This window comes from Micromonospora sp. SCSIO 07396 (genome assembly GCF_053667945.1).
This window is the reverse complement of the sequence record NZ_CM132210.1, coordinates 4,633,179-4,658,704: the sequence shown is the minus strand read 5'-3', so window position 1 is coordinate 4,658,704 and position 25,526 is coordinate 4,633,179. Positions and strand designations below refer to the sequence as shown.

The window sequence follows — 25,526 nt, the reverse complement described above, 5'->3', positions numbered from 1 at the left end:
CGACGACCAACCCCGGAGGGCCTGCCGTGCCGTCGCCCATCGCCGCGCTGTCCCCGTCCCGCCGGGTCCTGGCCGGGGCGGGCCTGGTCGTCGCCGGGCTCGTCCTGGCCGGGCAGTGGTGGTACCCGCAGCCGGCGGCGCTCGGGCCGGCGGCGCTGACCGGCACGATCGCGGTCGCGTTCACCGCGCTCGGCGCGCTGGTGCTCGCCGGGGTGCCCGGTCACCCGGTCGGCCGGCTGATGCTGGCAGCCGGACTCGTCGCCGGGACGGCGGTGCTGGCGTTGAGCTGGCCCGCCGTCACCCCGCTGGCCTGGCTGGGGCAGTGGCTCTGGTGGCCGCCGTACGGGCTGATCTTCCTGGCCCTGCTGGTCTTCCCGGACGGCCGGCTGCCGGGCCCAGGGTTCCGGCCGGTCGCGGTCGGGCTGGTGGTCACCACGGCGGTGGTGGCCGTGGCGCTGGCCGTGGCCGCGACCAGCGACCCCCGGGGCCTGCTGCTGTCCGCGACGACGGCCGTCGACCCGACCGCGCGGCTGCTGGTCCGGGTCGCCCTGCTGACCGTCGGGGTGGAGCTGCTGCTGGTGGCCGCCGTGCTGGTGGCGCTCGCCCGCCGCTTTCGGCGGGCCGTCGGCGAGGCCCGCCAGCAGCTCGCCTGCCTGCTGGCCGCCGGGGTGCTGTTCCTGCTCGGCTTCCTGCTGGACTGGCTCAACCTCTCCGGCGCGTGGGTGCTGATGGTGATCGCGATCCCGGGCGCGATGACGCTGGCCGTGCTCCGCTACCGGCTCTACGGCCTGGAACAGGTGATCAACCGGACCCTGGTCTGGCTGGTGATGAGCCTGCTGGTGATCGCCGCGTTCGTCGGGGTGGTCGCCCTGCTGCGGGACCTCGTGCTGCGCGGGGACACCTCGAACGCCTCGCTGGTGGCCACCGGGCTGATCGCGGTGACCTTCGAACCGCTGCGGCGGCGGGTGCAGCGCGGGGTGAACCGGCTGCTCTACGGCGACCGCGACGAACCGTACGCGGTGCTGGCCCGCCTCGGTGACCTGCTGGAGCGGACGGTCCAGCCGGAGGCGGTGCTGCCGTTGCTGACCGGCACCATCGCCCGCTCGCTCCAGGTGCCGTACGTGGCGGTGGAACTCGGCGGGGAGCCCGACGACGGGCGGCCCGCCCGGGTGCACGCCGCGCACGGCCGGGCCACCACCACGCTGGAACGCTTCGACATGGTGACCCACGGGGAGCGGGTGGGGCGGCTGGTGGTGGCCCGGCGGGCACCGGGCACCCGGTTCACCCCGGTCGAGCGGCGGCTGCTCAGCGACGTCGCGTTGCACGCCTCGGTGGCCGCCGCGACCGCCCGGCTGATCCGCGACCTGCGCGACTCCCGGGAACGCCTGGTCACCGCCCGGGAGGAGGAGCGCCGCCGGCTGCGCCGGGACCTGCACGACGGGCTCGGCCCGACCCTGGCCGGCATGTCGATGCAGGTACGCGCGGCCCGCAAGCTCGCCGACGTCGACCAGGCCCGGCTGGCCCGCATCCTCGACGGGCTCGCCGACGACCTGCTCACCTGCACCGGGGAGGTACGCCAACTGGTCGACCAGCTCCGTCCGGCGGCCCTGGACCGGGGGTTGGAGTCGGCGTTGCGGGCCGAGTGCCAGCGCTTCGACGGCCCGACCCTGACCGTGCGGCTGAGCGTGGCGGACCCGCTGCACGGGCTGCCGGCGGCGGTGGAGGTGGCGGCGTACCGGATCGTCGGCGAGGCGCTGGCCAACACGGCCCGGCACGCCGGGGCGACCTGCTGCGACGTGGTGGTGCGCCGGGGCCGGTCGCTGGTCGTGGAGGTGTCCGACGACGGCACCGGCATCGTCGCCCGCCGGCCCGGCGGCGTCGGGCTGGACTCGATCCGGGAGCGGGCCGCCGAGCTGGGCGGCGGCAGCGACATCGTCGACCGCGACCCGCACGGCACCCTGATCCGCGTCCGGCTCCCCCTGCCCCCACCCACCCCACCCACCTCCGCGCCCGCCCCGCCCGCTCCCGCCCCGCCCGCCCCCGCCCCGCCCGCTCCCGGTGATCAAGAGGTTCGCGTCAGAATCCGCCCGGAGGATGACGCGAACCTCTTGATCACCGAAGGTCCCCCGGTGCTGGAGGATGACGCGGACCTCTCGATCACCGGAGGTCCCGGGGTGGAGCAGAGTGCTGCGGGAGGGGGAGGGCAGTGACGGGAGAGGGGACTCGTGGCGGGCCGGTCCGGGTGCTGATCGTGGACGACCACCCGGTGGTCCGCCGTGGCCTGCGGACGATGCTGGAGGGCGAGACCTGGGTCGACGGCGTGCTGGAGGCCGCCACCTGTGCCGAGGCGATCGGCATCGCGTCGACCGAGTCCGTCGGGGTGGTCGCGATGGACGTGGCGCTGCCGGACGGCGACGGTGTGGAGGCGACCCGGCGGATCGTCCAGGGCCGGCCGGAGATCCGGGTGCTGATGGTGACCATGACCGACGACGAGGACGTGGTCGGTCGGGCGCTGCGGGCCGGCGCGCGGGGCTACGTGCTCAAGGACACCGACCCGGATGTGATCGTCGACGCGCTGCGGACGGTGGCCGGCGGCGGGCTCGTCCTCGGCCCCCGGGTCGGTCCGCAGGTGCTGACCAGCCTGCGCCGCCAGCCGGTCGAGCTGCCGCCCCCGTTCGACCGGCTCACCCCGCGCGAGCGGGACATCCTGCGCCGGCTGGCCGGCGGCGACACCAATGCCCGGATCGCCCGCCACTTCGGGCTCAGCGAGAAGACGGTCCGCAACCAGCTGTCGGCCGTCTTCGCCAAGCTCGGGGTGGCCGACCGGGTCCAGGCCGCCCTGCTCGCCCGGGACGCCGGCCTCACCGGGTGACCCTGATCCGGCGGGCGGGAGCGGATCCGACGATGCCGCCCGGACGCCGCACCGGCGGGGCGGGAACTGACACGATGATCGGTCGGGCCGACATGAGTAGCAGGGTGACGTCGGGGAAGGAGGACGGCATGGGGACCGATGCGCAGCACGAGCGACCCGCGGGCAGCCCGGCGGCGGGGGTGGTGCACAGCCTGCACGAGCGGCAGCAGACCCTGGCCACCGTCGAGTCCCTGACCGGTGGGCTGCTGGCCGCCGCGATCGTGGAGATCGCCGGGGTGAGCGCCGTCTACCAGGGTGGGTTGGTGACCTACGCCACGGAACTCAAGGCGCGGCTGGCCGACGTACCCGAGGATCTGCTGGCCCAGCGCGGGCCGGTCGACCCGGACGTGGCCATCGCCCTGGCCGAGGGGGGTCGGCGGCGCTGCGCCGCCGACTGGGGGCTGGCCACCACCGGGGTGGCCGGTCCCGAGCCGCAGGACGGCAGACCTGTCGGCCTGGTCTATGTCGCGGTGGCCGGGCCGGGTGGCCCGGTGGTCCGCCGGCTCGACCTCGACGGAGGCCGGAACCACATCCGCGCAACGGCGGTGATCGAGGCGTTACGCCTGCTGGCGACGCGTATCCACAGGGCCTTTCCGGAGCCGGGGCCGGGCCCGCGACCCGGGCCGGCGGCGGGGGTGCCGCCGGCCGGCGCGGGCCGGCGGTGAGCGGTGTTGTCCAGATCCGACAGGCGGGGTGGGATGTCGCCGGGCCGACCAACGGGTACGGTTGCGGGAAGGCTCCGGCGTACGGCGTCGGCTGCGGCGCGGTCGACCGCGTCCGGCGCGGGCGACGGTCCGCCCGGAGCGTGAAATCCCGTCAGGGGGAGGTGCGATGGTCCTGCTACGCCGGGTGATCGGTGACGCACTTCGGGCGCGCCGCCAGGGTCAGCACCGCACCCTGCGCGAGGTCTCCACCGCCGCCAACGTGAGCCTCGGTTACCTGTCCGAGATCGAGCGCGGCCAGAAGGAACCCTCCAGCGAGCTGCTTGCCGCCATCTGCGACGCGCTGGGTGCCCGCCTGTCCGAGTTGCTCCGCGAGGTGAGCGACACCGTGGCGCTGGCCGAACAGTTGCCGGGCGTGCTCATGCCGGTGCAGGACGAGCCGGCCGCCGCCGGTCCCGCCACCGGGGTGCGCAAGGCCACCGGTCGGGGCGTGCGTCAGGTGACCACCGACGGTGCGGTCGCCGTCTCGGTCCGCCAGGAATCCCCACTCAAGGCCACCCTGCGCAGCGCCCGGGTCCGCCCGAGCGACCGGGACGTGGTCTGCGCTGCCTGACCCCGCCGTCCGTCCCGTGGCCGGGGTGGCCGACGCCGCGTAGTGTTGATCGCAGGCCGCCGGAGCACTCCCCACGGCACGATCGGCCCTGCTGGTGTCGGGTTGCGACGATGGGGGGCGTGTCGGGCGGCCCGTCCGGCCCCGCTGTGGCCGAGGCGCAGCGACGCTACTGAGGGGATACTGCGGAGATGGCGAACCCGTTCGTCAAGGGCTGGAAGTACCTGATGGCGCTGTTCGGTGCCAAGATCGACGAGCACGCCGATCCGAAGGTGCAGATCCAGCAGGCCATCGAGGACGCGCAGCGTCAGCACCAGGCGCTGGTCCAGCAGGCGGCGGCGGTGATCGGCAACCAGCGGCAGCTGGAGATGAAGCTCTCCCGGCAGATGACCGAGGTCGAGCGGCTCCAGGGCAACGCCCGGCAGGCGCTGGTCCTCGCCGACCAGGCACGGGCCAAGGGCGACGAGGCCGAGGCCGGCCGCTATGAGCAGTCCGCCCAGGTGCTCGCCACCCAGTTGGTCTCCGCCGAGCAGGCCACCGAGGATCTCAAGACCCTGCACGACCAGGCGCTCGGGGCCGCCGCCCAGGCCCGCCGCGCGGTCGAGAACAACTCGATGATCCTCCAGCAGAAGCTCGCCGAGCGGACCAAGCTGCTCAGCCAGCTCGAACAGGCCAAGATGCAGGAGAGCGTGGCCCGGTCGCTGGAGTCGATGTCCTCGATGACCGCGCCGGCCAACACCCCCTCGCTGGACGAGGTGCGCGACCGTATCGAGCGCCGCTACGCCAACGCGATGGGCCGCGCCGAGCTGGCCGGCAACTCCGTCGAGGGACGGATGCTGGAGATCCAGAAGTCGACGCTGGACAGCGCCGGGTCGTCCCGGCTGGAGCAGATCCGGGCCAGCATGGCCGGCGACCAGCTCGGTGGCCGGCAGGAGCAGCCGGCGGCACAGCAGCAGGCCCAGCCGGCCGCCCCGACGGCCGACCCGGCCGCCGCCGCCCGGCTGGACGAGATCCGGGCCAGCATGAGCCGCGACCGCGGCGTGGGGGACACCACCGCCGGCTGACCGCCGGCACGAGGAGGTACGGGTGGCCGACGAGCGAACGCGACACTTCCGTCGACTGGGCCGGCTGCGGCGTTCCGCCCGCCGGTGGAGCGTCCTGGCCGGTGGGCTCACCGGCGCGGCCGCGGTGCTGACCCCGTACGCCGGGCTGGGGTTGCCGGACGCGGCCTGGGCCGGTGCCGCGGGCAGCGCCGTCGCGCTGGCCGCCTGGCGCTGGATCGACCTGCGGGCGTTCGCGGCCCGCCCGGTGCCCCCCGCCCTCGACCCGGCCGAGGCCGCCGCCCGCTCCCGGGCCCGGCTGGTCGCCGCCGTCGAACGCCTCCCGGTCGGCCCCGGCGTGCTCGCCGAGGCCCGCCGGTTCCGCTCCCGGTTCGCGCTGCGCGGCACCTCCGCCGCCGAGTCGTGGGCCCGGCTGGACCGGGCCGCGCTCACCCTGGCCGGGATCGCGCCCCGGCTGACCGGCCTGGCCGAGCCGGCGGTGCTGGAGGCCGCCGCCGCCGACCGCTCGTTGCGCGACCTGGCCGACCGGACGGCCGGGGTGGAGCGCGCCCTGCGGCTCGCCCCACCCGAGGCCCGGCCCCGGCTCGCCGAGGCCCACCGTGCCCTGCTCGACCAACTGGTCACCGGGGTCACCGCCTACGAGGGACTGGTCGCCGCCGCGGCCGGCTACGTCGCCGAGGACGCCCACCCGGAGGTCCTCGCGGACCCGTCCGCCGCCCGGCTGATGGAGGCGACGGACCTGCTGCACGGCGTCGCCGCCGCCCTGGCCGAGCTACGCGCCGTCGGCGAACCCCAGCGCACCCCCACCCGCTGAGCGCCAGCGCGGCGGCCCGGCCCGCCCCGCCGGACTGGTCACCGCCCGCAGCCGCGCCGGTCGACCTCAGTGGGGTGTGTGCACCGGCAGCGGGTCGGTCCACGGTGAGCTGCCCACCACGTTGAACGAACGGACCCGGTAGTGGTAGGTGACCCCCCGGGCCAGTCCGGTGTTGGTGAAGCTGCGGCCGGTGACGGTGAAGCTAACCACCTCCCGGTCGAACGTCGGGTCCACCGCGCGCTGCACCACGAACCCGGCTCCCGGGCCGGCCGGGACGCTCGCCACCCAGTTCAACGACACCGTCGCCGTGTCCGGCGCGGGTACGGCGACCGTCGCGGCGACCCCGGTCGGCAGCTCCGGCACCGGCGGGGTGGTCACCGTCGCCACCGTCGACCACGGTGAGGCCGCACCGAGGTAGGTGGTCCGGACCCGGTAGTAGTACGTGGTCTCCGGGGCGACCGCCGGATCGAGGTGGTGGTCGGACACCGGCACGGCGGTGGTGCCCGGACCGCTGGTGAAGGTCGGGTTGGTGGCCCGCTGCACGTCGAGCCCGGTGGCGAAGGAGCGGTTCACCCAGCGCAGCGCCACCCGCAGCGGCGCCGCCGGTGGCACCGTCGCGGCCAGCCCGCCCGGCGAGGACAGGCGCACCGACGCCGGGCTGCTGTTCGACCAGGCCGAGCAGCCGGCCCCGTTCTCGGCCCGGATGCGGTAGTGGTAGGTCACGCCGGGGGTGATGCTGGCGTCGGTGTACCGGGTCGCGGTCGCCGCCACCGTGATGGTGGTCAGTCCGGCGGTGAAACCGGCGTCGGTGGCCCGCTGGAGCAGATGCCCGGTGGCCGCCGGCCGGCTGCCGTTGCCCGTCCAGGCCAGCGCGATCGCCGGGAGCGCCGTCGCCGAGCCGGGCACCGGGGTCGCGGTCAGCCCGGTCGGCGCGCGGGGCGAGACCCGTAGCACCAGCGGCCGGCTCATGCCCAGGTCCCGCAGTCCCGCCGCGCCGCTTGCCCAGCGGAACTCCCAGCCCAGGTTGACCTGCTGGTTGACCACGGTCGCCGGCCGGCCGTCGCAGGGGCTGACCGGGCTGGCGTCGAGGCGTACCCCGGTGGGTCGGGTCGGGTCGAGCAGCCGCAGGCTGTCGGCGACCTTGAACGGCAGCGGCGGCACCTCGGGTCGCAGCGCCACCACCACGTCCTCGGCCGGGTTGACCCGGACGGTCTGCTTCCAGCCCCGCTCCCCGCCGTCGGGGGCGCGGACCGTGCCGTCCCCGCCGATCCGGTTGACCACCTGCACGTCGCAGCCGTCGAACCGGACCGGGTGGGTCTGCCGGCCGGTCCCGCAGATCCGCCACAGCTGGATGCCGTCGGCCGGGTCGGCCGGCCCCACCGTCGGGTCGGCGGCGACGAGGATCTCGGTGGCCGGGTCGGTCGGGCCGAGCGGCAGGGTCACCGGGCCCAGCGGGCCGGCACCCGGGTGGGGTACGCCGAGCCGGCCGGCCCGTCGCCCGTACTCCGGCTCGAAGACCGGGCCCACGGTTTTCACCTGGATCGGCAGGGTGACCGGCGTGGTGCCGCCCGGCGGGGTGAAGGTGAGCGAGGTGGCCTGCGCGGAGGCGACCGTCGCCCGTGCGGTGGTGGTGCCGAACGCCAGGTCGTACACCGGGTGCGGGACCACCGGCGGGCGCTGGCCGGCGGCGTACGCGGCGGGCAGCCGCTCGGCCAGCCGGTCCAGGTCGTACCGGCGACCCGGGGTGCCGGAAACCCGGAACTGGAGCACGGTACGGGTGTTCGGGCCGTACCCGGGCAGGGTGGTGGGGCCGCCGCCCTCGGCACGGCGGTCCCCGGCGGCGGTGTGCCGGTCGTAGCGGGGGTCGAAGCTGGGCAGCGGGGCCGGACAGTCGTTGTAGAGCAGCACCGTCGCGCCGGGCGGCAGGGTGGAGAAGTCGACGATCACGTCGGCCCGTTCGCCGGGGGCGAGCAGCAGCGCGGCCGAGTCGACGTTGAGCACGGTCGGGTCGCGGCGGTCGTAGCGGTAGCCGACCGGCCGGTTGGGCAGCACCACCGGGGCGGGGAGCAACCCGCACTCGTTGCCGATCTGGATCATGGGTGGGCCGGCGGCGGCCGGGTCCGGCACCCCGCCGTCGCGCCCGTCGGTGGGCCAGTCGGCGGGCCGGCCGGGGGCGCGGACCGCCTCCACCATCGGCACCTCACCGGCGTCGGCGTCGGCGAGGCTCCCGTCGGCCTGCCACATCGGCCCGTCGGAGCGGGCCCGGTAGAGCTGGAGGTTGACCGACCGGTCGGCGCAGCCGTTGACGATCCGGAACCGGTACGCCGTCGGCCGCACCCGCAGGTACGGGTAGGCGACCCCGTTGACCAGCATGGTGTCCCCGTACGCCTCGGGCACGGCGCTGGGGTGCGGCACCCCGGGGGCCTGTGGCGGCTCGTGCGGCGCGGCCACCGGATCGTGGTGCGGGTTGTCCACCGGGCCGACCCGGGGCCCGTCCTGCCCGTCCACGGCGGGCAGCCACGGGCCGTAGTCCCAGCGGCCGGTGGGGTTGCGCCCGTGCTCCCGGTACGGGTCCTGGCGGGGCTGGTAGACGTGCGGGTGCCACAGGCTGCCCCGGGCACCCCAGCGGTCCCGGTCCCAGGTGGGGTCCTCGGCGGCGAGTTGGGCGTCGTCGGGGACGAAGGTGCGGTCCTGGATCACCAGCGGGATCTGGTCGGCGGGGAGCACCCCGTCGGCGGTCAACTCCTCCTCGACCGGGTCGGTGAGCAGGTAGAGGGCGAACTGACCGGACAGCACGGTCAGCCGGGACAGGCCGAGGGTGTTGTCGTGCAGGCACATCAGCCGGCCGCTCTGCGCGTTCGGGTAATAGAGCGTGGTGGCTCCCGCCCCGGGCGGCGGCATGTCCGGCACGTGGGTCAGGCCCGGCCCGGTCGGGTACGGGGTGATCTCCCCGGCCGGGGTCACCCACTGCCAGGGGTTGCCGGCGCTGATCCACCCGGTGTGCGCGCCGGACAGGTGCGGCACGGCCCGGTTCTGCGGGTAGGGCGCGGGCCCCTGAAGCGGCCCCGCCCCGGCTCCGGGGAGGCTGGTGTCGACCGGCAGGAACAGGTCCCCGGCCGGGCCGGTGGGGAGCTGGTTGATGAACTTGATCCGGACCGGCCGCCCCCGTCGGGCCATGATCAGCGGCCCGAGGTGGTAGGGCCGTTCGGGTGGGGCGACGGTGTTGTGGCCGTGCGGGTCGGTGCCCAGGTTGAGCTGGCGGTAGCCGCGCAGCCGGGTGGTGGGCAGGTCCCGGTGCAGCCGCTGGGTGTACTCGGCCAGCCCGATCTCGTAGTAGTCGCAGCCCGGCCAGCTTACCGTGTCCGGGACGGCGACCGGCAGGTGCCCGCCCAGCTCGGTGCGGCCGGCCGGGCCGGGCAGCGGCAGCGGCAGCGCGTCGACGAACTTGCGCAGGCCGGTGCCGGTGACCACCCGGCTCTGCGGGTCGCGTACCGGCAGCGGGCTGCCGGCGAAGTTGGGCACCGGGCCGAAGTAGCGGGGCACGGCGGCCGGGTCGAGGGTCGCCGGCGCGGGATCGGGTTCGCCGGTGCGGGCGGCCGGGACGGTGGGCCGGTCGGGCCGGTGGGGGCGGGCGACCCGGGTCGTCCAGTGCGGTCGCAGTCTGCGGAACAGGGCCATGGCTCTCCCCGGGCACGGGGACCCGCCGCCCCCACCCCGACGTGGTGGCGGTCGCGTCCGATGGTTACGAACGGTGAGCACTCCACCGCAGCATGCGACGTCGGCGGCCGGATAGGAATTACCCATTCGTCCGTCTCTGCAGGTTGTCCCGTCAGCCGGGAGGTGCCGCCGGGTCGACCGGCGGTGGTGCGGGCTGGCAGGTCGGGCACCAGTAGGTGACCCGTTCGCTCAGGTCCTCCTTGGCGATGGCGGTGCCGCAGCGGCGGCACGGTTGGGCCCGCCGCCCGTAGACGTAGCTGGTCTGGCCCCGGCGCAGCGAGCCGGTGGTGCTCTGGGTCCACCGGCCCCGGTTGGCGGCCAGCAGCCGCTGGGCCAGCGCCACCGTGCCGGGCAGGTCGGGCACCGCGCCGACCGGCGTCCACGGGGAGAGCCCGCGCAGGAACAGCAGCTCGCACTTGTAGAGGTTGCCCACCCCGGCCAGGTTGCGCTGGTCCAGCAGCGCCTCGCCGATGGTCACCCCGGGGGCGGCGGCCAGCCGGCGGACCGCCTCGGCCGGGTCCCAGTCCGCGCCGAGCAGGTCGGGGCCCAGGTGTCCGAGCAGGCGCTCCTCCTCGGCGGTGGGCAGTAGGGCCAACTCGTGCAGGTGGTAGCCGACCGCCACCGCCTGCGCGCCGCGCAGCACCGCCCGGATCAGGTGGGCCGGCCGGGCCGTCCAGCGTTCCCCCGGGGCGTACGCCCGCCAGACGCCGTCCATCCGCAGGTGGGAGTGCAGCGTCCAGGCGGTGGTCGACGCCACCGGGGTCGGCGCGGTCAGCCGTAGCAGCAGGTGCTTGCCCCGGCTGGCCGACTCGGTCACCGTCCAGCCGGTCAGGTCGGTGGTGGCCAGCGCGGGCACCCGGAAGTCGCTGCCGGTGAGCCGGGCCCCGGCGAGCGCGCGGTGCAGGACGCGGGCGGTGTTCCAGACGGTGTCTCCCTCGGGCACCCCAGCATTCTCCCTCGTCCGAACAGAATTCGCATGTATCGCTATTTGTAGCGTGCTTCCTGTCGATCTATGAAAAAATGCACTATAGGGGAGTCTTGAGGAGAATGTTATGGCCTTTGGCCCCTGTCGTCACCCGTCGTCCCTGTTGGTCGGTCTGCTGACCCTGACCCTGGCCGGTGGTCTCGTCCCGACCGCCGCCACCGCCGCATCCCGTACCCCCGGCCACGCCGCCGCCCCAGCCGCACCCACCGGCGGGGAGCACTGGACCGTCGACCTCGCCGTGGCCGGCGGCGACGACGTCAACGTCCGCTTCGGAGCCGGCCGGCTGCGCCTCGCCGACCCGCACCCGACCCGGCGCACCCGGCCCGCCGCCCTGGGCGCGCCGGTCGCCGAAGGGGTGCTGCTCGCCCCCGCGCGCACCCTCGCCGGCCCGGCCAACCGGGTCCGCGCCGACCTCACCGCCGAGGCGGCCACCGGTGCCACCGTCGGCGTCCAGGTACGCGGCTGGCGGGCCACCGGCTGGACCGAGTGGCGGGAGGCCGGCACCGGGCCGGCCGTCTTCGACCGCCAGGTCACCCGGGTCCAGGCCCGGGTGCTGCTCACCACCCGCGACGCGCACGCCGCCGCATCGGTACGCGCGGTGCGGCTCACCGCCGACACCACCGCCGCCGCCACCCCGGCCCCCACCGCCGCGCGCAGCTACCGGGTCTTCGCCACCCGGGAGGGCGAGGTCGGCGGGGTCACCGCCAACGGGCGCACCATCAAACCCCGGGACCACTTCGTCGCCCTGCCGTCCCGACGTGGACTGTCCCCGATCGACACCGGGGACTACACCGTGCGGGTCTGCACCACCAGCGGCAGCCGCTGCGAGTACGCACCCGTCTGGGACGTCGGCCCGTGGAACACCCGCGACGACTACTGGAACCCCGCCGCCGTCCGCGAGAACTGGAAGGACCTGCCGCAGGGACGACCCGAGGCACAGGCCGCCTACCAGTACGGCTACAACGGCGGCAGGGACCAGTTCGGGCGTACCGTGCTGAACCCCGCCGGCATCGACCTCGCCGACGGGACCTTCTGGGACGGCCTGCTGCTCACCGACAACGCCTGGGTCGACGTGACGTACCTGTGGACCGGCAGCGGCCCGCGCGGCGTCATCGGCTCCGGGCCGCTCAACATCCGTACCGGCCCCGGCACCTCGTACCCGGTGCGGGGGCTCGCCGCCACCCACGCCAACGTGCCCATCCAGTGCTACGTCACCGGGCAGACGGTCGCCGGGACGTACCGGACCACCAACAGGTGGAACCGGCTGGCCGGTGGCCAGTACGTCAGCCACGCGTACGTGTCCTCGGTGTACGGCGGCACCGTGTCCCACTGCTGACCGGTGCGCCATCCCGCCCCCGACCAGCCGGGTCGGGGGCGGGAATGGCTCAGGGCCGCTCGTCCGGGCGGGGCGGGCGGACCATGTCCTGGTAGCGGGGGTGGCTGGCGCCGTACACGGCGAAGTTCAGCCGGGCATGGGTGAGGCTCAGGTCACCGTTGGGACCCCCCCCGCACCACGTCGGCATCGGCGTCGCCCTGGCCGTCATCGGTCCAGAAACAGACCGGACAGGTGCCCCCACCCGTCCGGGACGCACAACAGGGACAGCCCACCGGAACCCACACTTCACCCACCGCAGCAGCATTCCACACCGGACCACCGACAGGGAGCGCAGCTCACCCTCCGGGGCGTCCCCGCACCGTCACCGTGGCACCCGGGGCGACCCCGAGCAGGTCCACCGCCCGGCCGCCGTTGCGGGCCACCGCGACCAGGCCGGCGGAGTCGACGAGCACCACCAGGTCACCGGCCGGCACGTCGCCGAACGTCGTCCCCCGCACCGCCTGACGGCCGTCGACCCGTACCGTGTCGGGCAACGCCGCCAGCAGGTCGGCCCCGGCGGCGAGCTGCACGTTGCCGAAGTGGTCCACGGTGAGCACCTCGGCGGTGAACCCGTCGGCCTCCCGGCGCAGCACCGGTGCGGGCAGGGTCACCAGGCCGGCCGGGTCGACGGGCGGGCCCGCGTCGGCCGGCGGGTCGCCGAGCGCCAGCCGGGCCGCCACCGGGGCGAACACGTCCCGGCCGTGGAAGGTACCCGACACCTCCGCCGCCACCCAGCCCGGCGAGGTCAACTCGACTGCCGCGGTGACCCCGCCCAACGCCTGCGCCGCCGCCGGCAGCAGCCCGTTGTCCGGGCCGACCAGCAGCCCACCAGGTGTCACCAGCGCCACCGCGCGCCGGGCGGTGCCCACCCCCGGGTCCACCACCGCCACGTGCACCCCGTACGGCAGGTACGGCACCGCCTGGGCGAGCACCGCCGCGCCGCGTCTGACGTCCCCGGCCGGCACCAGGTGGGTCACGTCGATCACCCGGGCGGCCGGGGCGATCCGGCCGATCACCCCGTGGCAGACGGCGACGAACCCGTCGGTGAGCCCGTAGTCGGTGGTCAGCGAGATCCAGGGGGTCGGGGTCATGCCGGCAGGCTAGTGCGGTGACCGCCCTATCACTGACCGGACACCCCGATCGACCGACCGGCCGGTGCCGGGCGCGCACCCGGTTCGGCAGACTGCCGGGGTGACCAAACGCCTCCGCCTCCTGCCCGTGACCACCACCGTCCTGCTCGCGCTGGCCCTCGCCGGCTGCGGCGACGACCCCGGCGACGAACGGGACGGCGGGGCGTGGGCCGACGGCCGGTCGAAGGCCCCGGCCACCAGCGAGGCACCCCCGGCCGACGGCCCACCGAAGGCCGGGAAGTCGGGCAGCACGCCCCGGGAGAGCCCCTCCACCCCGCCGTTCGTGCTGCCGACCAAGGAGACCAGCGCCCCCGCCGCCCGCAAGGTGGTCGACGCGTTCAAGGCCGCCGGCCTCACGGTGGCCGACCCGCGGGACCGTTCCAAGGACTGCGGCCCCAACGGTACGGGTGTCGGCTGCGCCCAACTGATGGTCACCGACGCCGTCGCCGTGTACGTCTTCCCCGACGAGGCGAGCGCCGCCAACCAGACCGACGTGTGGGGGACCAAGGCGTACCGGGCCGGTGCGGTGGTGCTGAACTACCTGGGCACCCGGACCAGCGCCGCCGAGCAGAAGCGCTACAACGACGTCCTGGTGAAGCTCGGCTGACCCCGCCGGTGTTCCGGCCGCCGCCGGTCGGGGTGACCCGGCCGGCGACGCGGGGCGGCCCGCCCGGTCAGCCGCGCAGCCGCAGGCCCCGGGGGGTGGCCCGGAAACCGGCGGCGGTGAGCGCGTCGTGCAGCGGCGAGGAGTGCACCGACCCGCCGTCGGCACGCTCCACCGACATCGCCCCCAACGCGCCGGAGTGCACCGCGTCGGCGAGCGCCTTGCCGGCGGCGGCCAACGCGTCGCCGTCGTCGGTGAAGGAGAGGATCGTCCGGCCGCCCCGCTCGACGTAGAGGGCCAGCTCGCCGCCGACCAGCACCACCACCGCCCCGGCCTTGCGCCCGGCCCGGTGCCCGCTGCCCGGGGCGGTGCCGTCACCGGAGTCGACGGCCCGCTCCGGCCAGGGCAGCGCCGCACCGTACGGGTTGGCCGGGTCGGTGGCGGCGAGCACCGTGGCCGGACCGCCGCCCCGCCCGGAGTCGGTCGGCTCGGCCAACGCCCGTAACCGGTCCACCGCCCCGGGCACCGCGAACTGCGCCGCCCCCAGCCCTTCCACGAAGTAGCCGCGCCGGGCCGCGCCCCGTTCCTCCAGTGCGGCGAGCACCGGGTAGACGGCGGCGAACCCCCCGACCACCTGCTCGGCCACCACCGCGCCCCGGGTCACCACCCCGTGCCGGTCGAGCAGCAGATCGGCCAGGGCGGCGGCCCGCCGGGTCGGGTCGGTGTCCCGCTCCGGCAGGCGCGACCAGCGCCCGGCCACCGTGGGCGGACCACCCCGGCTGGGCAGTGCCACCCGACCCGGGCGGCGGTAACGGGTCCGGGGGGCCGCTGGACGGGACCGGTGCGCCCCACCCGCGCCGAGCGCCGCCCGCAGCGGGGCCAGCGTGTCGTTGGTGAGCCGCCCCGCCCAGACCAGATCCCAGATCGCCGCGCTGAGGGCGGCGTCGTCGGTGCAGCCGACCCGGTCGGCGAGCGAACGGAAGAACAGCGCCTGACCGTCGCCGAGCGCGTCCAGCACGGCGTCGTGCAGCGGGGTGCCGGCGAAGCCGTCGTCCGGCGGGGGGAGCAGCAGCGGCGCGACGTCCGCGTACGCCAGGGTGAGCCAACCGTCGCCGCCGGAGATCGCCCCCGAGCCGGCCCAGAGCACCTCCCCACCGGCGCACAGCTCGTCGAGCTGGGCGGGGGAGTAGTCGGCGACCCGGGCGGGCAGCACCAGCCGTTCCCACGCCGACGCCGGCACCGCCGTACCCTGCAACTGCTCGACGGCGGCGGCCACCGCCTCCACCCCGCGCGCCGACGAGCCGATCTGCTGCCAGCGGGGCAGGAAAGCGGCGAGCACCCGGGGCGGCACCGGCTCGATCTCCCGGCGCAGCGCGGCGAGCGACCGGCGGCGCAGCAACCGCAGCACCTCGGCGTCGCACCACTGGGTGCCGACGCTGTCCGGGGCGAACTCGCCGGAGACCACCCTTCCGGTCGCGGCGAGCCGGCGCAGCGCCTGCTCCACCACGAACACCCCGAGCCCGAACCGGGCGGCGCAGGTGGCGGCGGCGAACGGCCCGTGGGTGCGGGCGTACCGGGCGACCAGGTCGCCGAGCGGGTCGGCCACCGGTGTCAGGTACGCCTCGGCCACCCCGACCGGCAGCGCCACCCCGAGCGCGTCGCGCAGCCGGGCCGCGTCCTCGATGCCCACCCAGCGGTCCTCGCCGGCGATGCGGACCCGCAGCACCCGGCGGGCCGCCGCCAGCTCGGTCAGCCACTCCGGCGGTACGCCCCGCTCGGCCAGCTCCGCCCCGGTCAGGTCGCCGACGACCCGGAGCAGTTCGACCACGTCCTCGGCGTCGCGGGGGCGACGTTGCTCGGTGCGCCAGCGCAACTGCCGCCCGGTCTCGGCGAGCACCGCCGGATCGAGCAGCTCGCGCAGGTCGACCCGGCCGAGCAGCTCACCGAGCAGCGCCGAGTCCAGCGCCAGCGCGGCGGCCCGGCGCTCGGCCAGCGGGGCGTCCCCCTCGTAGAGGAACGCGCCCACGTAGCCGAAGAGCAGCGACCTGGCGAACGGCGACGGGCGTTCGCTCTCGATCTCGACCAGGCGGACCTTCCGGCTGGCCAGGTCGCGCATCAGCTCGGCCAGGGCGGGCTGGTCGAAGACGTCCTGCAGGCACTCCCGGGCGGCCTCCAGGGTGACCGGGAAGTCGGCGTACTCGCGGGCCACGTCGAGGAGCTGGGCGGCGCGTTGGCGTTGCTGCCACAGCGGTTGCCGGCGGCGCGGGTCACGCCGGGGCAGCAGCAGCGACCGGGCGGCGCACTCGCGGAACCGGGCGGCGAACAGCGCGGAGGTGCCCACCGAATCCTCGACCAGCTGGGCGATCTCGTCGGGCTCGAACACCACCACGTCGGCCCCGGGCGGCTCGTCGGCGGTGTCCGGCAGCCGCACCACGATCCCGTCGTCGGAGGGCATCACCTGGGCGTCCACCCCGTAGCGTTCGGCCAGCCGGCGGCCGATCGCCAACGCCCACGGGCCGTTGACCCGGGCCCCGAGCACGCTGTGCACGGCCAGCCGCCAGTCGCCCAACTCGTCGCGGAACCGCTCCACCAACACCGTACGGTCGTCGGGTAGCGAGCGGGTGGCGGCCTGCTGTTCCCGCAGGTAGGCCAGCAGGTTGTCGGCCGCCCAGTCGTCCAGGCCACCGGCGCGCAACGCGGCGCGGGCGGCGGCGTCGTCCTGGCGCAGCAACGCCCGGACCCGGCTGCCGATGGCCCGGCCCAGCTCGACCGGCCGGCCCAGCTGGTCGCCCTTCCAGAAGGGCATCCGGGCCGCCTGGCCGGGCGCGGGGGAGACCAGCACCCGGTCGGGAGTGATCTCCTCGATCCGCCAGGACGACGAGCCGAGCAGGAAGACGTCGCCGACCCGGGACTCGTAGACCATCTCCTCGTCCAGCTCGCCGACCCGCGCGGCGCGTTCCGCCCCGGCCAGGAAGACCCCGAACAGGCCCCGGTCGGGGATGGTGCCGCCGCTGGTGACGGCGAGGCGCTGGGCCCCGGGTCGGCCGGTGAGCACGTCGGTGGCCCGGTCCCAGACCAGCCGGGGCCGCAGCTCGGCGAAGGCGGTCGACGGGTAGCGGCCGGAGAGCATGTCGAGCACCGCGTGCAACGCCGAGTCGGGCAGCTCGGCGAAGGGCGCGGCCCGGCGGACCAGCACCGCCAGGTCGCCGAGCGACCAGGGTTCGAGGGCGACCATGGCGACGATCTGCTGGGCGAGCACGTCGAGCGGGTTGCGCGGGTAGTGCAGCTCCTCGATCGCGCCGGCCGCCATCCGCTCGGCGACCACCGTGCAGGAGAGCAGGTCGCCCCGGTGCTTGGGGAAGACCACGCCCCGGGACACCGCGCCCACCTGGTGCCCGGCGCGGCCGACCCGTTGCAGCCCGGCCGCGACGCTGGGTGGGGCCTCGATCTGCACCACCAGGTCGACCGCGCCCATGTCGATGCCCAACTCCAGGCTGGAGGTGGCGACCACGGCGGGCAGCCGGCCGGACTTGAGCGCCTCCTCGATCTGCTTGCGTTCCTCCCGGGAGACGCTGCCGTGGTGGGCGCGGGCGATCACCGCCTCCGCGCCGGCGGCCGTGCCTGACTGGGCCATCGCCTCGGCCGGGGGACGGGGCGTGCGCAGCGGTCCCACCGGGCCGCCCCAGCGCTGCGCCCCGCCCGGCCCGTCTGCTTCGCCCGGCCCGTTGTCCGCCCCGCCCGGCCCGTCGCCCGCACCGGCGGGCGGGGTGGCTCCGGCGGCTTCCCGTTCCTCGGTGGCCAGCTCGTTGAGCCGGGCGCAGAGCCGCTCGGCGCTGCGCCGCGAGTTGGTGAACACGATGGTCGAGCGGTGCGCCCGGATCAGCGCGAAGACCCGTTCCTCGACGGCCGGCCAGATGGACGCCCGGCGGGGGCCGGGGCCGCCGAGGGCGTCGTCCGGCGGCTGCTCGGTCTCGTCGAGCCGGGTCATGTCCTCCACCGGGACCTGGACGCTCACCTCGATCGTCTTGGGGGTGGCCGGCTGGACCACGTCGACCGGGCGGGCGCCGCCGAGGAAACGGGCGCAGGCGTCGATCGGCCGGACGGTGGCGGACAGGCCGATCCGCTGGGCGGGCCGGGCCAGCAGCCCGTCGAGGCGTTCCAGGGAGAGCGCCAGGTGGGCGCCGCGCTTGGTGCCGGCGACGGCGTGCACCTCGTCGAGGATGACCGTCTCGACACCGCGCAGTGATTCCCTGGCGGCGGAGGTGAGCAGCAAAAACAGTGATTCGGGGGTGGTGATGAGGATGTCGGGCGGGGTGCGGGCGAAGGCCCGCCGTTCGTCGGCGGGGGTGTCGCCGGTACGCATCCCGACGGTGATGTCGGGCGGTGCCACCCCGAGCCGGGTGGCGGCCTGCCGGATGCCGGCGAGCGGGGCGCGGAGGTTGCGTTCGACGTCGACCGCGAGCGCCTTGAGCGGGCTGACGTAGAGCACCCGGCAGCGGTGTCGGGCGTCGGCCGGGGGTGGCGCGTCGGCCAGCCGGTCGAGCGACCAGAGGAACGCCGCGAGGGTCTTGCCCGAGCCGGTGGGCGCGACCACCAGAGCGTTGCGGCCGGCGGCGATCGAGCGCCACGCGCCGGTCTGGGCTGCGGTGGGGGCGGCGAAGGCGGCGGTGAACCACTCCCGGGTGGCCGGGCCGAAACCGGCCGGGACCCCCGCCCCGCCCGTCGCGCCCCGCCGCCCCGTCACGCCCCCATCCTGCCCCGGTGGTGTGACATTACGCCGGAACCACTGACGTTCTGCCCGGCTAAGAGAAAATTGCACGCCTATTGTACGTTTTGCGGTTTAAGTCTTACTTAACTGCTTGCTTGTGGCCCACAACATAAAGTAACTTCTCCCGGAGCGCCGCACCAGGTGAAAGGAATCGGATGTTCGTCGAGGAGCGTGGCCCGACGCCCGGCACCGACGTGCTCATCCGCAAGGTCGAAGGTCACCTCACCGCCCTGCGGACCAGTCTGCGCGGCCCCGAGTTGGCGCTCGCCGAGCGCCTCGCCGACAGTCTGCGGGAGTTAGTCGTCTCCACCGCCCAGGCCAGCGCCGCCGACCGGGGTCAGGTGCGGGTCGCCGTGCACTATTTCGTGCTCCGCCGGGAGAGCCGCGGCACGATGCTGCCGGTGCGTTCGCTCGCCGTCGCCCAGCGGGTGGTCGACAAGGTCGCCCTCCAGCTCGGCCGCCCCGACCTGCTCGTCGAGTCCCGGCGCGCGCTGACCCCCGCGCTCCCCGGCGCGGACACTCCACCCGGCTGATCGGACTATTTCCCCGAAAACGCCCCATAGTGGGTAGAACTGGCGTGTGATCGGTGCTGGCCGGACAACTCGCCCGGCGCGCGCCGCCAGTTCGACGGGGAGGACGCGTGCTCGTACTGCTGCTCCTCCATCTGGTGGCGGCGCTCGTCGCGCCGCTGCTGGTCCGCTGGTGGGGCCCGCGCGCCTGCTACCCGCTGGCGCTGGTGCCCGCCGCCGCCCTCGGCTGGGCGCTGACCCGCACCCCGGCGGTCCACGACGGCGGTGCGGTCGTCGAGACGTACCGCTGGATCGGCCAGCTGGACCTCGACGTGGCGTTGCGGATGACGACGCTGTCCTGGCTGATGACCCTGCTGGTCGGCGGGGTCGGCGCGCTCGTCCTGGTCTACTGCGGCCGGTACTTCGCCCCCGGCGCGGCGGGCCTGCCCCGGTTCGTCGCGGTGCTGGTCGCCTTCGCCGGAGCGATGCTCGGCCTGGTCCTCGCCGACGACCTGCTGCTGCTCTACGTCTTCTGGGAACTCACCACCGTCTTCTCCTACCTGCTCATCGGGCACAGCACCGAGCGCCGCTCCAGCCGGTGGGCGGCGGCCCAGGCGCTCACGGTCACCACCCTCGGCGGGCTGGCCATGCTGCTCGGCTTCCTGATCCTCGGCGGGCACGCCGGCAGCTACCGCTGGTCGGAGATCGCCGCCGCGCCCCTGCCCGGCGGCGGGACGCTGGTCGCGGCGGTGCTGCTCATCCTGACCGGCGCGCTGGCCAAATCGGCGATCGTGCCGTTCAACGGCTGGCTGCCGGTGGCGATGGCCGCACCCACCCCGGTCAGCGCCTACCTGCACGCGGCGGCGATGGTCAAGGCCGGCGTCTACCTGATCGGCCTGCTCGCCCCGGTGCTCGCCGACACCGGCCCGTGGCGGCCGGTGCTGCTCACCCTCGGCCTGGTCACCATGCTCGCCGGCGGCTGGGCGGCGCTGCGCCAGTGCGACCTGAAACTGCTACTGGCCTACGGCACGGTCAGCCAACTCGGCCTGCTGACCGTGACGATCGGCACGGGCAACGCGGACGCCGCGCTCGCCGGGGTGGCGATGCTGCTCGCCCACGCCCTGTTCAAGGCGGCGCTGTTCCTCGTCGTCGGCATCATCGACCACGATGTAGGCACCCGTGACCTGCGGGAACTCTCCGGTCTCGGCCGCCGGGCCCCGGCGTTGGCGGTGGTCGCCACGCTCGCCGCCGCCTCGATGGCGGGCGTGCCGCCGCTGCTCGGCTTCGTCGCCAAGGAGGCGGTCTTCGCCGCCCTGACCGCCCGCCCGGTGGTGCTCGCCGGGCTGGTCCTGGGCACCGCGCTCACCGTCGCCTACAGCATCCGCTTCCTCTGGGGCGCGTTCGCCACCCGCCCCGGCACCGCCGAGACCACACCGGAACCGGTACCGCTGCCGATGCTCGCCCCACCCGCCCTGCTCGCGGTCGCCGGGCTGGTCGCCGGCCCGGCCGCCGCCGCACTGAACGGCCTGCTCGACCCGTACGCGGAACTCTTCGGCCCGCCGCACGACACGCTCGCCCTCTGGCACGGCCTGACCCCCGCCCTCGGCCTGTCCGTGCTGGCGCTGGCCGGCGGGGCCGTGCTGCACGCGGTCCGCGGCCCGCTCGCCCCGGCGCTGGCCCGGTGGAAGCTGCCGTTCACCGGCAACCAGGGGTACGAGTGGGCCACCCACCGGTTCGACCGGCTCGCCATCGAGGTCACCGGGGCCACCCAGCGGGGCTCGCTGCCGCTGTACCTGGGCACCGTCCTGCTGGCCCTGGTGCTGGTGCCGGGTGCTGCCCTGCTCAGCACCAGCCCCTGGCGGACCCGGATCGCGGTCTGGGACAGCCCGCTGCAACTGGTGGTGGGGCTGGTCATCGGGGTCGCGGCGCTCTTCGCGGTCAACGCCCGACGGCGGCTGACCGCGATGCTGCTGGTCGGGGTGACCGGCTACGGCACCGCCATGCTGTTCGTCCTCTACGGGGCACCCGACCTGGCGCTGACCCAGTTCCTGGTGGAGACCGCCACCATCGCCGTGTTCGTGCTGGTGCTGCGCCGGTTGCCGGAACGGTTCTCGGCCCGGCCGCTGCGCCGCAGCCGGTGGGCCCGCCGGGTGCTCGGCGTCGCCGTGGGCGTGATGCTGGCCGGACTGGCGCTGGTCGCCTCCGGGGCCCGGACCGCCGTGTCCATCTCGACCGCCTTCCCGGCGCTCGCCGTCGCCGAGGGCCACGGCCGCAACGTGGTCAACGTGACCCTGGTGGACATCCGGGCCTGGGACACCATGGGTGAACTGTCGGTGCTGGTGGTGGCCGCCACCGGGGTGGCCAGCCTGATCTTCGAACGGTCCCGCACCGGGCCGCGACCGCGTCGGGTGGAACCCGCCACCGCCGGCCACGGCGACCGGGCGGTGTGGCTGCGCGGCGGGACCACCCTGCACGCGCGCCGCCGGTCCATCGTCTTCGAGGTGGTGACCCGGCTGCTGTTCCACACGATCGTGCTCTTCTCGCTGTTCCTGCTCTTCTCCGGCCACAACGCGCCCGGCGGCGGCTTCGCCGGTGGCCTGGTGGCGAGCCTGGCGCTGGCCGTGCGCTACCTCGCCGGTGGCCGGTACGAACTGGCCGAGGCGGCCCCGGTCGGGGCGGGCACGGTTCTCGGCGCGGGCCTGGCGATCGCCGTCGGTGGCGGCGTGGTCTCCCTGCTGACCACCGGCACCGTGCTCGCGAGCACCCGGGTCGACCTGCCGCTGCCCGGCCTCGGCGGGCCGTACCTGGTCACCTCGCTCTTCTTCGACATCGGCGTCTACCTGATCGTGGTGGGGCTGATGCTGGACATCCTGCGCAGCCTCGGCGCCGAGATCGACAGGCACATCGAGGCGGCCGGCAAGTCCGACCGGGGGCTCGTCGTCGACCACGAGGGGGACCGGCGGTGAGGGACGGTGGGACGGGCCCGACGCTGGTGCTGGTGATCGCCGTGGGCGTGCTCACCGCCACCGGGGTGACCCTGCTGCTGGAGCGCAGCCTCACCCGCATCCTGCTCGGCGTCATCCTGCTCGGCAACGGGGTGAACCTGCTCATCCTGGTCGGTGGCCGCTCCGGCGGTGCGCCGGTGGTGGGCGCCGGCCCGGACGACGCGATGAGCGACGCGCTGCCGCAGGCCATGGTGCTCACCGCCATCGTGATCACCTTCGGGCTGACCGCCTTCCTCGCCGCCGTGGCGTACCGGAGCTGGTATCTCGGCGGCGACGACGAGGTCCAGGACGACGTGGAGGACCAGCAGATCGTCGCGCTCGCCGCCCGTAACGAGGTACCCAACGCCGACCTCGGCGGCGAGGGGCCGGGCGACGACCCCGAGCAGGTGGACCCGGAACCGCCCCGCCGACCGGGCGGCATCCGGTGAACCGCCTGGTGCCGCTGCCGGTGGTGGTGCCGCTGCTCGGGGCCGCCCTCACCCTGATCCTGGTCAACCGGCCCCGGTTGCAGCGCACCGTGAGCGTGGTCGCCCTCGCCACCAACCTGGTGGTCGCGGTGCTGCTGCTGGTCCGGGCCCACCGGGACGGGCCGGTGGTGACCGAGGTGGGCGGCTGGCCCGCGCCGGTCGGCATCGTGCTGGTCGCCGACCAACTCGCCGCGTTGATGCTGGTGGTCTCGTCGGCGGTCACGCTCTGCGTGCTGCTCTACTCCATCGGCCAGGGCCGTGCCGAGACCAGCGAGTCCGCGCCGGTGAGCATCTACCACCCCACCTACCTGGTGCTGACCGCCGGGATCACCAACGCGTTCCTCGCCGGTGACCTGTTCAACCTCTTCGTCGGCTTCGAGATCCTGCTCGCGGCGAGCTTCGTGCTGATCACCCTGGGCGGTACCGAGGCCCGCATCCGCACCGGCTCGACGTACGTGGTGGTCAGCATCCTCTCCTCGATGATCTTCCTGACCGCGGTGGGACTGGTGTACGCGGCCACCGGCACCCTCAACCTGGCGCAGCTCGCCGGCCGGCTCGACGCGCTGCCCGACGGCGTACGGCTGGCGTTGCAGTTGACGCTGCTGCTCGCCTTCGGCATCAAGGCGGCGCTGTTCCCGCTGTCCGCCTGGCTGCCGGACAGCTACCCGACCGCCCCGGCGCCGGTCACCGCCGTCTTCGCCGGCCTGCTCACCAAGGTCGGCGTCTACGCGATCATCCGGACCGAGACGCTGCTCTTCCCCGGCGGGGAGGCATCGACCCTGCTGATGGTGGCGGCCGGACTGACCATGGTGGTCGGCGTGCTCGGCGCGGTCGCCCAGTCGGACATGAAGCGGCTCTTCTCGTTCACCCTGGTCAGCCACATCGGCTACATGATCTTCGGGGTGGCGTTGGGCACCACCGCCGCGCTCTCCGGCGCGATCTTCTACGTGGTGCACCACATCACCATCCAGACCACCCTGTTCCTGGTCGCCGGCCTGGTCGAGGAGCGGGCCGGCAGCACCGACATGCGCCGGCTCGGCGGGCTGGCCCGGATCGCCCCGCTGCTGGCGGTGCTCTATTTCGTCCCAGCGATGAATCTGGCCGGCATCCCCCCGTTCTCCGGCTTCCTCGGCAAGGTCGGTCTGCTCCAGGCCGGGGTCGCGCACGGCGGCGCGCTGCCCTGGGTGCTGGTCGTCGCCGGCACGCTGACCAGCCTGCTCACCCTCTACGCCGCCTCCCGGGTGTGGAACATCGCGTTCTGGCGTGCCCCGCAGCTCGCCACCGCCGACCCGGTGACCCGGCTGCCCGCGCTGATGATCGGGGCCACCGCCGCGCTGGTGGTGCTGGGGTTGGCGCTCACCGTCGCCGCCGGCCCGCTGTTCCAGGTCACCGCCGACGCCGCCGTCGACCTGCGGCTGCGGACCCCGTACGTACGGGCCGTGCTGCCCGGCGGCCCGTCGTGACCGGCCGGACGCGCCGCCGGGCCGGCACACCGCCCCCGCCCACCGGACGCCGCCGGGACCAGCTGATCGCCCTCGGCTGGCTGGTCGTGGTCTGGAACCTGCTCTGGGGGAACTTCTCCCCGGCCAACCTGCTCGCCGGCCTGCTGGTCAGCGGGGCGGTGCTGGTGTTCTTCCCGCTCCCACCGGTCTCCTTCGGCGGTCGGCTGCGGCCCCGGGCGCTGCTCCGGCTCGCCGGGGTCTTCGTCGTCGAGCTGGTCAGCGCCAGCATCCACGTCGCCGCCATCGCCGTACGTCCCGGCTTCCGCCCGCGCGGCGCGATCATCGGGGTGCGGCTGCGGGTCCGCACCGACCTGAACCTGGCGCTCACCGCGGAGTTGCTGTCCCTGGTGCCGGGCACCCTGATCGTCGAGGTCGACCGGGACGCCGGCGTCCTCTACGTGCACGTGCTCGACGTGCGGTCCCCGGCCGACCTGACCGGCAGCAGGGACCGCATCCTCGCCGTCGAGGAACGGATCGTGCGGGCCGTCGGCTCCGCCGCCGAGCTGCGGCAGCTCACCACCGAACCCACGGAGGCCCCGTGACCGTCGTCCTCGCCGTCGTCCTGACCGTGCTGCTGTCGACCACCGCCCTGCTGGCGCTGGCCCGGATCTATCGGGGCCCGTCGCTGCTGGACCGGGTCATCGCCGCCGACCTGCTGCTCGCCACCATGCTCGGCGCGGTCGGCGCGGAGGCGGCGGTGAACCGGCACGCCACCACGCTGCCGGTGCTGGTGGTGCTCTCCCTGCTCGGCTTCGTCGGTTCGGTCGCCCTGGTCCGCTTCGCCGCCCGGGAGGAGCCGTGACCCCGCCCGCCCCGGGGTCGGGCCGCCGTTCCGGGTCCGGCCGCGACCGGTTGCCGGTCCGCGACCGCGCGCCGGGTCGACGCCGCGCGCCGGCTCGACTCCGGATCCCGGGTCCCGGCCGGGTCGCGTCGGTTCCGGCCGGGGGAGGGCGGGCATGAGCGTGGGTACGGTGACCGACTGGCTGGCCGCCGTCGCCCTGGTGTCCGGGGCGCTGCTCAGCCTCGCCGCCGGGATCGGTGTGCTGCGCTTCCCGGACGTGCTGGACCGGATGCACGCCGCCACCAAACCACAGGTGCTCGGGGTGCTGCTGTTGCTGCTGGGGCTGGTACTGCGACTGCGTACCGCCGCCGACCTGGGCATGATCATCCTGGTCGGGGTCTTCCAGCTGGCCACCGCCCCGGTGGCCGCCCAGATGATCGGTCGGGCCGCCTACCGGTCCGGCCGGGTCGACCGCAGCCTGCTCGACGTCGACGAACTGGCCGGGGAACCACCCCGGACCGGTGAATAGTGGGATGAGCAGGAACTTTGTCCCCACCCTCAGCGGGCGTCCAGCAACCGCCGATAGAATTGCGGCATGATCGACTCCTCTGCCCAGGAGGGCAGC

Annotated in this window: 21 protein-coding genes; 15 read left to right on the top strand and 6 right to left on the bottom strand. The window is 75.0% G+C overall.

Features of this window, described 5'->3' with window-relative positions; genetic code table 11:
- The first annotated feature begins 26 nt into the window (after positions 1–26).
- From ACWCHM_RS19910 to pspM, 6 genes are all read left to right on the top strand, one after another.
- Positions 27–2,210, top strand: coding sequence for a sensor histidine kinase (locus tag ACWCHM_RS19910; RefSeq protein WP_454219333.1), 2,184 nt, complete (start codon positions 27–29; stop codon positions 2,208–2,210).
- A gap of 41 nt (positions 2,211–2,251) precedes the next feature.
- Positions 2,252–2,872 carry a response regulator gene (locus ACWCHM_RS19905; RefSeq protein WP_281899672.1) on the top strand — a complete coding sequence of 207 codons (621 nt, stop codon included), beginning with the start codon at positions 2,252–2,254 and terminating at the stop codon, positions 2,870–2,872.
- 128 nt (positions 2,873–3,000) lie between these two features.
- The gene (locus ACWCHM_RS19900) at positions 3,001–3,576 is read left to right on the top strand and encodes a CinA family protein (RefSeq protein ID WP_454219332.1); all 576 of its coding nucleotides are present in this window, start codon (positions 3,001–3,003) and stop codon (positions 3,574–3,576) included.
- Positions 3,577–3,742: 166 nt separating this feature from the next.
- Positions 3,743–4,186, top strand: a complete 444-nt coding sequence (locus tag ACWCHM_RS19895) for a helix-turn-helix domain-containing protein (protein ID WP_204956964.1) — start codon at positions 3,743–3,745, stop codon at positions 4,184–4,186.
- A gap of 188 nt (positions 4,187–4,374) precedes the next feature.
- The gene (locus ACWCHM_RS19890) at positions 4,375–5,247 is read left to right on the top strand and encodes a PspA/IM30 family protein (RefSeq protein ID WP_204956965.1); all 873 of its coding nucleotides are present in this window, start codon (positions 4,375–4,377) and stop codon (positions 5,245–5,247) included.
- A gap of 22 nt (positions 5,248–5,269) precedes the next feature.
- Entirely contained in the window at positions 5,270–6,058 is a 789-nt protein-coding gene (pspM, locus tag ACWCHM_RS19885; protein ID WP_204956966.1) for a phage shock envelope stress response protein PspM, read from the top strand.
- A 66-nt stretch (positions 6,059–6,124) separates the two neighbouring features.
- Here pspM and ACWCHM_RS19880 read toward each other — a convergent pair whose 3' ends face one another.
- Both ACWCHM_RS19880 and ACWCHM_RS19875 read right to left on the bottom strand, forming a co-directional pair.
- Complete coding sequence (locus ACWCHM_RS19880) at positions 6,125–9,736, bottom strand: hypothetical protein (protein WP_454219331.1); 3,612 nt, start codon at positions 9,734–9,736, stop codon at positions 6,125–6,127.
- A gap of 151 nt (positions 9,737–9,887) precedes the next feature.
- The gene (locus ACWCHM_RS19875; RefSeq protein WP_421489072.1) at positions 9,888–10,718 is read right to left on the bottom strand and encodes a DNA-formamidopyrimidine glycosylase family protein; all 831 of its coding nucleotides are present in this window, start codon (positions 10,716–10,718) and stop codon (positions 9,888–9,890) included.
- A 109-nt stretch (positions 10,719–10,827) separates the two neighbouring features.
- Between ACWCHM_RS19875 and ACWCHM_RS19870 the strand changes: the two genes are divergently transcribed.
- Positions 10,828–12,096 carry a hypothetical protein gene (locus ACWCHM_RS19870; protein WP_454219329.1) on the top strand — a complete coding sequence of 423 codons (1,269 nt, stop codon included), beginning with the start codon at positions 10,828–10,830 and terminating at the stop codon, positions 12,094–12,096.
- 49 nt (positions 12,097–12,145) lie between these two features.
- Here the strand turns inward: ACWCHM_RS19870 and ACWCHM_RS19865 are convergent, their stop codons facing one another.
- From ACWCHM_RS19865 to ACWCHM_RS19855, 3 genes are all read right to left on the bottom strand, one after another.
- Positions 12,146–12,283: a CPCC family cysteine-rich protein gene (locus ACWCHM_RS19865; RefSeq protein ID WP_454219327.1), complete on the bottom strand. Its 138-nt coding sequence runs from the start codon at positions 12,281–12,283 to the stop codon at positions 12,146–12,148.
- Positions 12,249–12,368: a CPCC family cysteine-rich protein gene (locus ACWCHM_RS19860; protein ID WP_454223117.1), complete on the bottom strand. Its 120-nt coding sequence runs from the start codon at positions 12,366–12,368 to the stop codon at positions 12,249–12,251. The genes ACWCHM_RS19865 and ACWCHM_RS19860 overlap by 35 nt, the downstream gene beginning before the upstream one ends.
- Before the next feature lie 63 nt (positions 12,369–12,431).
- Positions 12,432–13,226, bottom strand: a complete 795-nt coding sequence (locus ACWCHM_RS19855) for an SAM hydrolase/SAM-dependent halogenase family protein (RefSeq protein ID WP_454219325.1) — start codon at positions 13,224–13,226, stop codon at positions 12,432–12,434.
- Positions 13,227–13,326: 100 nt separating this feature from the next.
- Between ACWCHM_RS19855 and ACWCHM_RS19850 the strand changes: the two genes are divergently transcribed.
- The gene (locus ACWCHM_RS19850) at positions 13,327–13,872 is read left to right on the top strand and encodes a hypothetical protein (RefSeq protein WP_281899657.1); all 546 of its coding nucleotides are present in this window, start codon (positions 13,327–13,329) and stop codon (positions 13,870–13,872) included.
- 67 nt (positions 13,873–13,939) lie between these two features.
- On the opposite strand, the gene ACWCHM_RS19845 is transcribed toward ACWCHM_RS19850, so the two are convergent.
- A complete protein-coding gene (locus ACWCHM_RS19845; protein ID WP_454219323.1) occupies positions 13,940–18,613 on the bottom strand; it encodes an Lhr family helicase in 4,674 nt (1,557 codons plus the stop codon).
- Positions 18,614–18,792: 179 nt separating this feature from the next.
- On the opposite strand from ACWCHM_RS19845, the gene ACWCHM_RS19840 reads away from it, so the two are divergent.
- From ACWCHM_RS19840 to mnhG, 7 genes are all read left to right on the top strand, one after another.
- A complete protein-coding gene (locus ACWCHM_RS19840; protein WP_281899653.1) occupies positions 18,793–19,170 on the top strand; it encodes a hypothetical protein in 378 nt (125 codons plus the stop codon).
- Positions 19,171–19,277: 107 nt separating this feature from the next.
- Entirely contained in the window at positions 19,278–22,112 is a 2,835-nt protein-coding gene (locus tag ACWCHM_RS19835; RefSeq protein ID WP_454219322.1) for a Na+/H+ antiporter subunit A, read from the top strand.
- Positions 22,109–22,579 (top strand): Na(+)/H(+) antiporter subunit C, encoded by a 471-nt coding sequence (locus ACWCHM_RS19830; RefSeq protein WP_281899650.1) that lies wholly within the window; start codon positions 22,109–22,111, stop codon positions 22,577–22,579. The genes ACWCHM_RS19835 and ACWCHM_RS19830 overlap by 4 nt, the downstream gene beginning before the upstream one ends.
- Positions 22,576–24,081 carry a Na+/H+ antiporter subunit D gene (locus tag ACWCHM_RS19825; protein ID WP_204956975.1) on the top strand — a complete coding sequence of 502 codons (1,506 nt, stop codon included), beginning with the start codon at positions 22,576–22,578 and terminating at the stop codon, positions 24,079–24,081. The genes ACWCHM_RS19830 and ACWCHM_RS19825 overlap by 4 nt, the downstream gene beginning before the upstream one ends.
- Positions 24,078–24,662 carry a Na+/H+ antiporter subunit E gene (locus tag ACWCHM_RS19820; RefSeq protein ID WP_204956976.1) on the top strand — a complete coding sequence of 195 codons (585 nt, stop codon included), beginning with the start codon at positions 24,078–24,080 and terminating at the stop codon, positions 24,660–24,662. The genes ACWCHM_RS19825 and ACWCHM_RS19820 overlap by 4 nt, the downstream gene beginning before the upstream one ends.
- Entirely contained in the window at positions 24,659–24,922 is a 264-nt protein-coding gene (locus ACWCHM_RS19815; protein ID WP_204923926.1) for a monovalent cation/H+ antiporter complex subunit F, read from the top strand. Before ACWCHM_RS19820 ends, ACWCHM_RS19815 begins: the two co-directional genes overlap by 4 nt.
- A 154-nt stretch (positions 24,923–25,076) precedes the next feature.
- Positions 25,077–25,430 carry a monovalent cation/H(+) antiporter subunit G gene (gene mnhG, locus ACWCHM_RS19810; protein ID WP_204956977.1) on the top strand — a complete coding sequence of 118 codons (354 nt, stop codon included), beginning with the start codon at positions 25,077–25,079 and terminating at the stop codon, positions 25,428–25,430.
- Positions 25,431–25,526: the final 96 nt, after the last annotated feature.

What these genes read in the sequence shown, in the direction of transcription:
- ACWCHM_RS19900 (WP_454219332.1), top strand. Translation starts at nt 3,001, where the DNA reads ATGGGGACCGATGCGCAGCACGAGCGACCCGCGGGCAGCCCGGCGGCG.
- ACWCHM_RS19895 (WP_204956964.1), top strand. Translation starts at nt 3,743, where the DNA reads ATGGTCCTGCTACGCCGGGTGATCGGTGACGCACTTCGGGCGCGCCGC.
- ACWCHM_RS19890 (WP_204956965.1), top strand. Translation starts at nt 4,375, where the DNA reads ATGGCGAACCCGTTCGTCAAGGGCTGGAAGTACCTGATGGCGCTGTTC.
- ACWCHM_RS19880 (WP_454219331.1), bottom strand. Translation starts at nt 9,736, where the DNA reads ATGGCCCTGTTCCGCAGACTGCGACCGCACTGGACGACCCGGGTCGCC.
- ACWCHM_RS19870 (WP_454219329.1), top strand. Translation starts at nt 10,828, where the DNA reads ATGGCCTTTGGCCCCTGTCGTCACCCGTCGTCCCTGTTGGTCGGTCTG.
- ACWCHM_RS19865 (WP_454219327.1), bottom strand. Translation starts at nt 12,283, where the DNA reads ATGCCGACGTGGTGCGGGGGGGGTCCCAACGGTGACCTGAGCCTCACC.
- ACWCHM_RS19855 (WP_454219325.1), bottom strand. Translation starts at nt 13,226, where the DNA reads ATGACCCCGACCCCCTGGATCTCGCTGACCACCGACTACGGGCTCACC.
- ACWCHM_RS19840 (WP_281899653.1), top strand. Translation starts at nt 18,793, where the DNA reads ATGTTCGTCGAGGAGCGTGGCCCGACGCCCGGCACCGACGTGCTCATC.
- mnhG (WP_204956977.1), top strand. Translation starts at nt 25,077, where the DNA reads ATGAGCGTGGGTACGGTGACCGACTGGCTGGCCGCCGTCGCCCTGGTG.